The organism is Mesoterricola sediminis (genome assembly GCF_030295425.1).
Classification (GTDB): domain Bacteria; phylum Acidobacteriota; class Holophagae; order Holophagales; family Holophagaceae; genus Mesoterricola; species Mesoterricola sediminis.
Map to the genome: position 1 here is coordinate 820,368 of NZ_AP027081.1, position 11,439 is coordinate 831,806.

The 11,439-nt window shown below is 67.6% G+C and carries 10 protein-coding genes; 8 read left to right on the forward strand and 2 right to left on the reverse strand.

Annotated features, from left to right (window positions below; translation table 11 throughout):
- Nucleotide 1: 1 nt before the first annotated feature.
- Nucleotides 2-2,692, reverse strand: coding sequence for a sensor histidine kinase (locus tag R2J75_RS03525; RefSeq protein ID WP_243347328.1), 2,691 nt, complete (start codon nt 2,690-2,692; stop codon nt 2-4).
- 12 nt (nt 2,693-2,704) lie between these two features.
- On the reverse strand, nt 2,705-4,534 hold the full coding sequence (thiC, locus tag R2J75_RS03530; protein WP_243334801.1) for a phosphomethylpyrimidine synthase ThiC: 1,830 nt from the start codon (nt 4,532-4,534) through the stop codon (nt 2,705-2,707).
- Between the two features lie 129 nt (nt 4,535-4,663).
- On the opposite strand from thiC, the gene R2J75_RS03535 reads away from it, so the two are divergent.
- From R2J75_RS03535 to R2J75_RS03570, 8 genes are all read left to right on the forward strand, one after another.
- The gene (locus R2J75_RS03535; RefSeq protein WP_243334799.1) at nt 4,664-5,179 is read left to right on the forward strand and encodes a hypothetical protein; all 516 of its coding nucleotides are present in this window, start codon (nt 4,664-4,666) and stop codon (nt 5,177-5,179) included.
- A 53-nt stretch (nt 5,180-5,232) separates the two neighbouring features.
- Complete coding sequence (locus tag R2J75_RS03540) at nt 5,233-5,610, forward strand: hypothetical protein (RefSeq protein WP_243334797.1); 378 nt, start codon at nt 5,233-5,235, stop codon at nt 5,608-5,610.
- Nucleotides 5,607-6,575, forward strand: coding sequence for a 6-phosphofructokinase (gene pfkA, locus R2J75_RS03545; protein ID WP_279342214.1), 969 nt, complete (start codon nt 5,607-5,609; stop codon nt 6,573-6,575). The genes R2J75_RS03540 and pfkA overlap by 4 nt, the downstream gene beginning before the upstream one ends.
- A 10-nt stretch (nt 6,576-6,585) precedes the next feature.
- Nucleotides 6,586-7,656, forward strand: coding sequence for a mannose-1-phosphate guanylyltransferase (locus R2J75_RS03550; RefSeq protein WP_316411081.1), 1,071 nt, complete (start codon nt 6,586-6,588; stop codon nt 7,654-7,656).
- A 10-nt stretch (nt 7,657-7,666) separates the two neighbouring features.
- Nucleotides 7,667-8,029 carry a phosphomannose isomerase type II C-terminal cupin domain gene (locus tag R2J75_RS03555; protein ID WP_279342212.1) on the forward strand — a complete coding sequence of 121 codons (363 nt, stop codon included), beginning with the start codon at nt 7,667-7,669 and terminating at the stop codon, nt 8,027-8,029.
- A gap of 358 nt (nt 8,030-8,387) precedes the next feature.
- Nucleotides 8,388-9,704 (forward strand): tyrosine-type recombinase/integrase, encoded by a 1,317-nt coding sequence (locus R2J75_RS03560; protein WP_316411082.1) that lies wholly within the window; start codon nt 8,388-8,390, stop codon nt 9,702-9,704.
- Nucleotides 9,705-9,852: 148 nt separating this feature from the next.
- A complete protein-coding gene (locus R2J75_RS03565) occupies nt 9,853-10,677 on the forward strand; it encodes a helix-turn-helix domain-containing protein (RefSeq protein ID WP_316411083.1) in 825 nt (274 codons plus the stop codon).
- 7 nt (nt 10,678-10,684) lie between these two features.
- Nucleotides 10,685-11,257, forward strand: coding sequence for a DUF6036 family nucleotidyltransferase (locus R2J75_RS03570; protein WP_316411084.1), 573 nt, complete (start codon nt 10,685-10,687; stop codon nt 11,255-11,257).
- The last annotated feature ends 182 nt before the right edge of the window (nt 11,258-11,439 follow it).

Sequence of the window (11,439 nt, forward strand, 5' to 3'; positions counted from 1 at the left end):
GCTATTCCTCCACGGGGGCGTCGGAGACCGGCGCCTCCAGGGGGAGGCTGATGCGGAAGCTGGCGCCGCCCTGCGGGCGGTTGCTGGCCTGGATCTTGCCGCCGTGGGCCTCGACGATGCCCTTGCAGATGGCCAGGCCCAGCCCGGCGCCAAGCCGCGCGTCCCCCTGCTGGAAGCGCACCAGCTTCTCGAAGATCCGCTCCTCCTGCCCCTCGGGGATGCCGGGGCCGTGGTCGGACACGCAGAAGGTCAGGGCGCGGGGGGTGGCCCAGGCCTTCACCTCGATGGGCTCCCCGGCGGGGGAGTAGCGGTGGGCGTTCTCCAGGACGTTGATGAGGGCCTGCTCCACGAGGGCGGGGTCGATCAGGACGGTGGGCAGATTGGCCGGCAACTCGACCTTCACCTCCCGGTCGCCCAGGAGGGGGCGCAGGCGCCCCAGGGCGGTCTCCACCACCTCGGCGGCGGAAACCCGGGTCCGCTCGGGCTCCACGCCCGATTCCAGGCGGGTGGCGTGCAGGAGGTTGGTGACCAGGCGATGGAGCTGGTGCCCCTCGTCGTGGATGGTGCGGGCCAGGCGGATGCGGTCCTCGGGAGGCAGGGCGTCCTCGCGCATCAGGGCCGCCGCGGCGTCCGTGATGCCCGCCAGGGGCATGCGCAGGTCGTGGGAGACGGAGGACAGGAGGGCGCTGCGCACCTGCTCCCGGTCCATGCGCCGCTGGGTGTCCAGGTTCTTCTCGGCCAGCAGGGTGCGCTCCAGGGCCAGGGCGGTCTGGTTCGCGAAGGCCTCCACCAGGTGCTTCTGGTCGGGCTCCATGTCCTCCAGGGAGCCCTGGGGCTGGATGCCCATGACGCCGATGAGGCCATGGCTGCCCTTGAGGGGGAGGTACAGGGCCCGCGCCCCGGGCAGGGTGTCGGTGCCCAGGCCCGCGGCCTCGTGGTGATCGAAGACCCACTGGGCCACGCCCTGCTCGCTGTCGGCGAGGGGCGCGCTCTTGGGGTGGGGGTGCTGCACGAGCCGGCCGTTGGGGCCCGGCAGGGAGATGGAGACGCTGCCCTGGAAGTGGTCGGTGAGGATCTTGATGGCCGCGTCCATCATGGGCTTGGAGCCGAAGGTGCGGGTGAGCTCCCCGGCGAGGCGGAACAGGGCCCGCAGGCGCTGCTCCCGGGTGCGGGCCAGGCGCATCTGGCTGCGCATGCGCTCCGTGAGGTTGCTGATGATGAGGGCGGCGGCCAGGACCACCACGAAGGTGATCAGGTGCTTGAGGTCGTCCACCCGGAAGGTGTGGATGGGGGGCACGAAGAAGAAGTCCAGGCCCAGGACCGTGAGGGCCGCCGCGAAGAGGGTCGGCCACCGCCCGAAGCGCGTGGCGACGACGGTGATGCCCAGCATGTAGAGCATCACCCAGTCCGCCAGCTCCATGCGCCGGCCCACCGTGAGGTTGAAGGCGGTCACGAGGACCACCATGAAGGCGCCCCAGAGGAAGTGGTCCAGGGTGGCGCCGCGGCCCGGGGTGCGGACCTTGTGCTCCCGGACGCGGGGGCCCGGCTCCTCCAGGGGCACCACCTCGATCTCGATGGAGCCGCTGCGGCGCACCAGGTCGTCCACCAGGGAGCCCGTGAAGAGCTCCGTGAAGCGGGAGTGCGCGGGCCGGCCCACCAGGATCCGGGTGACGTTGTGGGCGAGGGCGAAGGCGAGGATGTCCTCCCCGGTGGACAGGTCCCCCTGGATCACGGCGGTCTCGGCGCCGAGGCGCTCCGCCAGCCGCAGGTGCTCCTCCAGCCGGGCCCGCTCCTCCTCCGAGTAGCGGATGTGCTTGCCGGTCTCCACGTACAGGGCCATCCAGGGGGCGGCCAGGGATTCGGATAGGCGCCGGCCGGCGCGGATCAGGTTGGCGGAGCGGGCCTTGCTGTTGATGCACACGAGGATCCGTTCGCCGGCGGCCCAGGTCCGGCCCTTGAGGCCCTCGGCCTCCATGTAGCGGCGCATGTCCGCGTCCACGTGCTGGGCGGTGCGGCGCAGGGCCAGCTCCCGCAGGGCCAGGAGGTTGCCCTTCCGGTAGAGCCGGTCCACCGCGTGCTGGGCCTGGTCGGGGATGTGGATCTTGCCCTCCTTCAGGCGCTCCATGAGCTCCTCGGGGGGCAGGTCGGACAGCTCGATCTGGTCGGCCCGGTTCAGCAGCGTGTCGGGCACGGTGTCCCGCACGATGACGCCGGTGATCTGGGCCACCGTGTCCTTGAGGCTCTCCAGGTTCTGGACGTTGAGCGTCCCGTAGACGTCGATGCCCGCGTCCAGCAGGTCCATGACGTCCTGCCAGCGGCGGGCGTGGGTGGAGCCCTGGACGTTCACGTGGGCCAGGTCGTCCATGAGGATGAGGCCCGGCCGGCGCGCGAGGGCGCCCTCCAGGTCGAACTCCTCGATCTGCTCGCCCCGGAAGGGGCGGCGCCGCTTCGGCAGGACCTCCAGGCCCTCGGCGAGGGCCTCGGTCTCGGGCTGGCCGTGGGTCTCCACCACGCCGGCGACCACGTCCACGCCCTCCTGGTGCCGGAGGCGGGCCTCCTGCAGCATGGCGAAGGTCTTGCCGACGCCCGAGGCCATGCCGAAGAAGATCTTCAGCCTGGCCCGGGTGCGGCGGGAGGTCTCCTCGGAGAGGGCCTTCAGGGGGTCTGGGGAATCGGGTCCGCGCTGTTCCACGGAAAGAGATTACTACGCCTGGTGGTAGATCTCCGCCCCGGTCGCCTCGAATTCCTTGGACTTCTCGGCCATGCCGGCGGCGAGGGCCTCCGTCTCGCTGATCCCGTGGGACTGGGCGTACTCGCGCACGTCCTGGGTGATCTTCATGGAGCAGAAGTGGGGGCCGCACATGGAGCAGAAGTGGGCGGACTTGGCCCCCTCGGCGGGGAGGGTCTCGTCGTGGAACTCCCGGGCGGTGTCCGGGTCCATGGCCAGGTTGAACTGGTCCTCCCAGCGGAACTCGAAGCGGGCCTTGGACATGGCGTCGTCCCACAGGCGGGCGCCCGGGTGCCCCTTGGCCAGGTCGGCGGCGTGGGCGGCGATCTTGTAGGCGATGACGCCGTCCTTGACGTCCTTGGAGTTGGGCAGGCCCAGGTGCTCCTTGGGGGTGACGTAGCAGAGCATGGCGGTGCCGTACCACCCGATCATGGCCGCCCCGATGGCCGAGGTGATGTGGTCGTAGCCGGGGGCCACGTCCGTGGTCAGGGGGCCGAGGGTGTAGAAGGGGGCCTCGTGGCAGACCTTGAGCTGCCGGTCCATGTTCTCCTTGATGAGGTGCATGGGGATGTGGCCGGGACCCTCGATGATGGTCTGGACGTCATGGCGCCAGGCGATCCGGGTGAGCTCGCCCAGGGTGTCCAGCTCGGCGAACTGGCTCTCGTCGTTGGCGTCGGCGGTGGAGCCCGGACGGAGGCCGTCGCCCAGGGAGAAGGCCACGTCGTAGGCCTTCATGATCTCGCAGATGTCCTCGAAGTGGGTGTAGAGGAAGTTCTCCCGGTGGTGGGCCAGGCACCACTTGGCCAGGATGCTCCCGCCGCGGCTGACGATGCCCGTCGTGCGCCGCGCCGTGAGGGGGATGTACTGGAGCCGGACCCCGGCGTGGATGGTGAAGTAGTCCACGCCCTGTTCAGCCTGCTCGATGAGGGTGTCCCGGAAGATCTCCCAGGTCAGCTCCTCGGCCTTGCCCCCCACCTTCTCCAGGGCCTGGTAGATGGGCACGGTCCCGATGGGCACGGGGGAGTTGCGGAGGATCCACTCCCGGGTCTCGTGGATGTTGGCCCCGGTGGAGAGGTCCATGACGGTGTCGGCCCCCCAGCGCACGGACCAGGCCATCTTCTCGACCTCCTCCTCGATGGTGGAGGCCACGGCCGAGTTGCCGATGTTCGCGTTGATCTTCACAAGGAAGTTGCGGCCGATGATCATCGGCTCGGCCTCGGGATGGTTGATGTTGCTGGGGATCACGGCCCGGCCCCTGGCCACCTCCTCCCGCACGAACTCGGGGGTGATGTGGCTGCGGATGCCCGCGGCGTCCCGGCCCATGTTCTCGCGGATGGCGATGAACTCCATCTCGGGGGTGATGATGCCCTTGCGGGCGTAGTGCATCTGGGAGACGTTCCGGCCGGCCTTGGCCCGCATGGGACGGCGCTCGGCATGGAAGCGGATGCGGTCCAGCTCGGGATCCCGCTCCCGGAGCTTCCGGTAGAGGCTGGTGGCGCCGGGCAGCTCCTCGGCGTCGCCCCGCTCCAGGATCCAGGGCAGGCGCAGGGGCTTCAGGCCCTTGGCCAGGTCGATGCGAGCGGCCGGGTCGGTGTACGGGCCGGTCGTGTCGTAGACGTCCAGGGGGGCGTTGGGGGTCAGGGTGCCATCGAAGTCGCGGGTGGGGTGCAGGGAGATGCGCCGCAGGGGGACCTGGATGTCGGGCCGGGAGCCGGCCACGTACACCTTCTCCGAGGCGGGGAAGGGCTTGAGGCACTTGTCGAGGATGGAGCCCGCCTCGGGCTGCTGGACAGGAATAGTTGACATGGCGACTCCGGTATTCGAGAGGGTGCGCGACCCCCTAGGGGAGTGTAGCGCGCCAGACCGGATTAAGGCCCGCAAGGGTGGTGGACGATGAAGATATGAGGCAGAATGAACCCAAACCGCGGGGAATCCATGAATGAGCAGCCATCGTCCAGCCAGCCCCGGACCCCGGCCATCCCTGACCAGTTGATACAAATTGCCCATGAACAAGAGGGGGGCGCCGAGCGGGTGATCTCCCAGATGGAGGTCGTCCAGAACAGCTTCGAGGAGATCCAGAACCTCGCGCGGGACTGCCAGGAGATCCTCAAGCGCATCGTGCCCCCCAGCGACGATCTCGCCACCCTCATCGACAAGATGGAGAGCATCGCCCTCCACGCGGACAACGGGACCTACAACGTCCAGGGCGTGTACGACCTCTTCCAGTACCAGGACATCGTCCGGCAGAAGCTGGAAAAGGTGGGGCACCGCCTGATCGATGTGTCCGAATACATCCTTCATAACCTCCAGCCCATGGCCCAGGAAACCCTGACCTCCGCCTCCAGCGGACGCGACATCCTGGAGCGGCGCGTCCAGGAACCCGACCAGGTGAAGCCCGAGACCGACGCCATCATCGCGGAGTTCTTCAGCAAGCTGCGGAGCTCCAAGTAGCGTGGGGGCGGGCTCCTGGGTTATCGTTGAACGGTAGGCCCGGAGTCCGGTGAATGAATTTTTATAGGCTTTCCTGCATTCTCCTCCTCGGCTGTTCGATCCTGGGCGCCGCCGTCCAGGGGGAGGATCCCGTCCAGAAGGCAAGGGCCGAGCGGGCCCGGGCCCAGGGTGTCGCCGAGGGGGACCTGCCCCCGGTGCCCCGGGGCATCGTCGAGCCGCCCCCCCTGCCGCCTCCTGAAACCCATCTGAAGGACACCCCCCGGGGCAAGGTCGCCAAGACGCGCAAGCAGGCGACCGGCTCCAAGGCCGCCCGCGCCAAGGGCGCCAAGGCCACCAAGGGGGCAAAGGCGGTCAAGGAACCCGGCACCGCCGTCGCCAAGAAGCATCCGGCCAAGGGTGGCCGTCGATCCAGCAAAAAGGGGAAAGGTTGAGAATCGCTGTTCTGACGTCGGGGGGCGATGCGCCCGGAATGAACGCGGCCATCCGGGCCGCGGTGCGCCAGGCCGATGCCCTGGGCATGGACGTGTACGGTGTCTACCGGGGCTACCAGGGCCTGGTGGAGCAGGACTGGAGGCCCCTGACCTCCCGGCATTGCGCCAACATCCTCCAGCGGGGGGGCACCATCCTGAACACCGCCCGGTGCGACGCCTGGCGGCTACCGGCCGTACGGGCCAAGGCCGCCCAGGACCTGAAGGACGCCGGCGTGGACGCCCTCGTCGTGATCGGGGGCGACGGCAGCTTCACCGGCGCCGAGATCCTCAACCGGGAGCACGGCATCCCCTGCGCCGGCATCCCCGGCACCATCGACAACGACCTGCCGGGCACCGACCGCACCCTGGGCTTCGATACGGCCCTGAATACGGCCGTCCAGGCAATTGACCGCATCCGGGACACCGCCAGCGCCCACGAGCGGCTCTTCCTGGTGGAAGTCATGGGCCGGTCCTCGGGCATGATCGCCGTGAACACGGCCATCGCCTGCGGCGCCGAGGCCGTCCTCTACCCCGAGGCCGAGGAGCACGGCTACCAGGCCCTCGTCACCCAGCTGCGGGCCGGGTGGGAGCGGGGCAAGCGGTCCAGCATCGTCGTCGTCGCCGAGGGCGACGCCTCCGGCGGGGCCTACAAGATCTCCGAACTCCTGCGCAAGGACCACAACCTGGACATGCGCGTGGTGGTGCTGGGCCACATCCAGCGGGGCGGCAGCCCCACGGCCATCGACCGCATCTGGGGTAGCCGCTGGGGCGCCGAGGCCGTCAAGCGCTTGGCCGCCGGCGAGACCTCCTTCTACCTGGGGTCCGAGAACGGGGAGCTCGTTTCCCGTCCCCTGGCCCGCATCCACGATCCCAAGCCCAATCCGCCCAAGGAACTGGCAATCCTGGCAGGTGTCCTCGCCCGCTAGAAAGGCAGTCATGACTCCATCGAAGCAGCAGCCGCGCAAGATCGCGGTCATCATGGCCGGGGGCAAGGGCACCCGGTTCTGGCCGCGGTCCCGGGCCGTCCGGCCCAAGCAGTTCCTCGCCATGGTGGGCGAACGGACCCTCCTCAACGCCACCGTGGACCGCCTCCTGCCTTCCTTCAAGGCCGAGGACATCTACATCGTGACCACCGAGGCCCTGGCGGCGGACACCCGGCGCATGCTGCCCGAGCTCCCCGCGGCCAACGTCCTGGTGGAGCCCGAGGGCCGGAACACGGCCCCCTGCCTCGCCCTGGCCCTGGCCCTCATCGAGCAGCGCACCCCCGAGGGGGTGATGGTGGTCCTGAGCGCCGATTCCTGGATCGGGGACAACGACAAGTTCCTCGCCGACATCCAGGTGGCCGTGGACCACGCCTGGCGCAAGCGGGACCTGGTGACCTTCGGCATCCGGCCCACCTATCCCGAGACCGGCTACGGCTACATCGAGACTGAAGGGCAGGGCCCCGTGCTGGGCGCCCAGGCCTTCCGCGAGAAGCCGAACTACGAGACCGCCGTGGCCTACCTGGAATCGGGCCGGCACTTCTGGAACGCCGGCATGTTCGTGTGGACCCTCCAGGACCTGCGCGACGAACTCCTCCGCCATTGCCCCGAAGTGCTGGCGCCCCTGGACGCCTGGATCGCCGACGGCGCTCGCCCGGATGGCCTGGCCCAGGCCTATGGCCGTCTGCCCAAGCTGTCCATCGACTACGCCCTCATGGAGAAGTCCGAGCGGGTGGCCGTCGTCCCGGCCTCCTTCCGCTGGTCCGACGTGGGCTCCTGGCCGGCCGTCGTGGAATTCCACGAGGCCGACGCCAGCGGGAACATGGTGCAGGGTGACGCCATCCTGATCGAATCCTCCAACTGCGCCGTCTTCGGCGGCAAGCGCCTCGTGGCCGGCAGCGGACTGGAGAACCTCATCATCGTGGACGAGCCCGACGCCCTGCTCATTTGCCGCAGGGACCGGGCCCAGGACGTGAAAACCATTGTCGAGCGCCTGGCCGCGGATGGCCGCGCCGACCTCCTCTGACAGGCCCGCCATGACCCAGAAGCCCGAACCCCTCCACGTCGACAAGCCCTGGGGCTCCTTCGACCAGTACGTCCTGAACGCCCCCTGCACGGTGAAGATCCTCACCTGCAACCCCGGCGCCAAGCTCAGCCTCCAGCGCCACAAGCACCGGGACGAGCTGTGGGTGGCCCTGGACAGTGGCGTCGTCGTCGAGCTCGACGGCCGCATCATCACCCCGGACAAGGGCGCCCAGATCTGGCTGCCCGCCGGCTCCGTCCATCGCCTCAGCTGCGACGCCAGCCGCACGGCCCCCGTCCGCGTCATGGAAGTGAGCCTGGGCAGCTTCGACGAGAACGACATCGAGCGCCTCGAGGACGTCTACGGCCGCAACTGAGCCCGGATTGCCGGGACGGAAGGAATGACGTATCCTCACCCCTGAGGTGTTCCTTCGGGAACTGCACGCCACCTTTTGTCCCTTCAATCACACCAGTCCCCCCACATTGGGGACTCCCGCAAATCACTACCCACCATCACTTCCCCGCCAAACTTTCCCACACGAAGCGCCCCCGCCTCGGGGCGTTTCACTGTACGGAAACGGGTTTTTTGAGACGGGGTAGAACAGCGGAAAACGCTGAAATTCAAGGGCTTTCTCAGGAAGGCTGTTCGGGGCTGCTTGCTTGCGAAAGGGGTCGTACGGGGTCACCTTTTCCGGTAATTTCCCTGAAGTTTGCTCCGGACGGAAGCCCAGCCCCATGCCCCGAACGAAGGAAGACGCCCGGCTCAGCTCCCGAACCTCCCGGTCCGATCTGCCCTCCAGGCACGAGCCCTTCTGGCTCGTCCTGGAGAAGGGCAGGGCCCTGGGCTACCGGAAGGGATCCAAGGGAGGCACCTGGTACGCCCGCTACTACAACGCCGCCGGCGATCCGAAGCCCCTCGTCCAGGCCCTGGGCGCCGCCGACGGCGTGAGCGACGCCGACGGGGCCATGGTCCTCTCCTTCTCCCAGGCCCAGGCGGCGGCCCGGAAGGGGTTCGAGACGGCCTACCACCAGGCCACGGGGGACCGGGTGCGGAGCGGCGGGTACCCGGTGGCCGACGCCGTCGCGGACTACCTGGCGGATCGCAAGCGCAACGGCGCCAAGACCGCCGATCGCATGGCCTACGACTTCAACGCCTGGGTCCTCCCGAACCTGGGGACCCTCCCCCTGGACCGCCTCACTCGCAAGCGCCTGGAGCGGTGGATGGACGAGATGGCGGCCGCCCCCACCCGCCTCCGGGGCGGCAAGACCGCGCCTCCCCCTTCCACCCCCGACGAGATCCGCGCCCGCAGGGCCAGCACCAACCGCCTCTGGAAGAACCTGAAGGCGGCCCTGAACCTGGCCTGGAAGGAGCGCCGGGTGGCCACCAACGAGGCCTGGAAGGACCTGCGGGAGTTCCGGGGCACCCAGACCTCCCGGGTGTGCTTCCTCACCCCGGCGGAGCAGGTGCGCCTGGTGAACGCCTGCCCCTCGCCCGACTTCCGCCGCCTCGTCCAGGCGGGGCTCTTCACGGGAGCGCGGGAGAGCGAGCTGGCCCGCCTCGTCGCCAAGGATTTCGATCCCGTGAACGGGTCACTCTTCATCGAGTTCAGCAAGTCGAACAAGCCGCGGCACATCACCCTCACGGAGGAGGGGGTGGCCTTCTTCAAGGAACTGGTGGCCGGCCTGGAGCCCGCCGCGCCCCTCTTCCGGCGGGAGACGTACGACCGGAAGCAGAAGGACCCCAGCGGAATCTGGAGCCGGGCCGAACTGAGCCGGACCATGGCGGAGACCTGCAAGGCCGCGAAGCTGGAGCCCCTGGTCTTCCACGAGCTCCGGCACACCTACGCCTCCGGCCTGGTGAACCGGGGCGTGCCCCTGGTCTTCGTGGCCATGCAACTGGGACACCGGGACACGACCATGGTGGAGCTGCACTACGGCCACCTTTGCCAGCACGCCAAGGCGGAGGCGGTGCGGAAGCTGGCGCCGGTGCTGGGGATCCATGCGCCTTCGGGGGTGGCGGAGCTCCAGGTGAAAGGCGCTGGGGAGCCCTGAGGGCAGTTGGAACGGCCGGGTGATGGTCCAGGCAGGGACCTCGGGGTCCTCGCTATTCAGGTGTCATTCCATCTTCGAAATATGCTTGATTTGAATCACTTTCTGCCTATCATTATTTGGAAATGAATACTGATATTGGAAAATAAATATGAATACCACCAAAAGCAACGCCATCCGGGCTGAGATCGCCAAGAACGTGAGGGCCCTGCGCGAAGGTCGCAGGATGACCCAGGCCTACTTGTCCAGGCGTCTGGGGATGAGCCAAGGCCGATTCTCCGTGGTCGAGAGAGGAGACGGTTCCTTCACCGCCGAGCAACTCGTGGAAATCCTCAGGCTGTTCAATGTGACGGTGGGACAACTCGTCGCCGAGAAGGGTGATCCCGAGGCCTACTTGCACAAGGCCCTGGCGCGCCTGGGCGCGGCGCACCTTTTTGAGGACGACCGGATCCTTCCGAGCGAGGAGTTGGCGGAGCTCGAGCGGGTGCTGAGGGAGGTCTTGGTGGTTGGTGAACCGGCCCGCCAGGTCACGGCCTTGGCCCCGGTGTTGATCGTCAACGTGGAGAAGCTGAACCTGAGCCGGGCCTGGGCAGTGTTCAAGGACTACGGCCTGGAGCGAAGGTTCGGATGGCTGATCGACAGCACCCTTGAGGCCATTCGGGCGATCCTCCGAAGTTCACCGAACCTGTCTCGAAAGGAAACACTGCGGCTGAGGAAGGCGGAACGGGCCTTCGAGCGGTTCCTTCGAAGGGAGGGACCCAGCCAGATTCGCCGGGTTCCTGCCGACCCGCCGGAGAAACTGGAGGAGCGGACCCTGGATGTGGACGTGATCGGGAGGGCTGTGGTAAGTGACCAGACGCTGCGGGAACTCATCCGAGACGCCTCAGACGCAGCCAGGAGATGGGGAGTTGCCACAGCCCTGCAAACCGAGGATTTCATTGAAGCCGTGAGGGCTGCTGGTGTCGTCACCGATTGAGAATTTCTTGCTGGCCATCGACCGTGCCTGGCAACGCCCTTCAGGCGCAAAGACCATGCTTCACGTCATCGGGTCAACGGCCCTGATGCTTCAAAGCAATTACGTCCGTGGCACGAAGGACAGCGACGTGCTGGAGGCGGCGGACCTGCCCTCGGATATCGCAGCGGAGTTGCTGGCTTTGGCGGGGCGGGGCACATCCCTGGCGGCTCGTCACCAGATTTACCTGGATATCGTGCCCCGTGGCCTGCCATTTCTTCCCCTGGCCCCCGTCTGGCACTCCCTCCGCGGGTTCAGTGATCAGCTGGTCAACTTCCAGGTGGAGAGCCTTGACATTGTCGATGTCACTGTCAGCAAGCTGAAACGCTTCAACCTGAATGACCAAGCTGATGTCCGGGCCATGGTCGAAAGGGGCATGGTCTCCCACGATGAACTGGTCGAACGATTCAAGTCTGCGGTGGATCGATTCTCCGGAGACGCACGGGCTTACGACCTTCCGAAATGCGTCCGGAACCTTAACCAGGTTGAGCGGGACCTGTTTTTAGAGGATGGGACCGAAATCGAATTGCCCGACTGGATCTAAGGCCACGACTGATTGAACCAGGCTTGTGGCAATCCAGGAGCCTGCCCCTTGTCCAAGGGCCGCAGGCTCGGTCACATTGGCGAGATGCCGATGTTCGCCCGAAGCGAGCCGGGCACTGGAATCCAGCGGGCGATTTCGTGAGTTTGGACTTCTGTGGGGCGTTCAAGGCTGGCAATGAATTG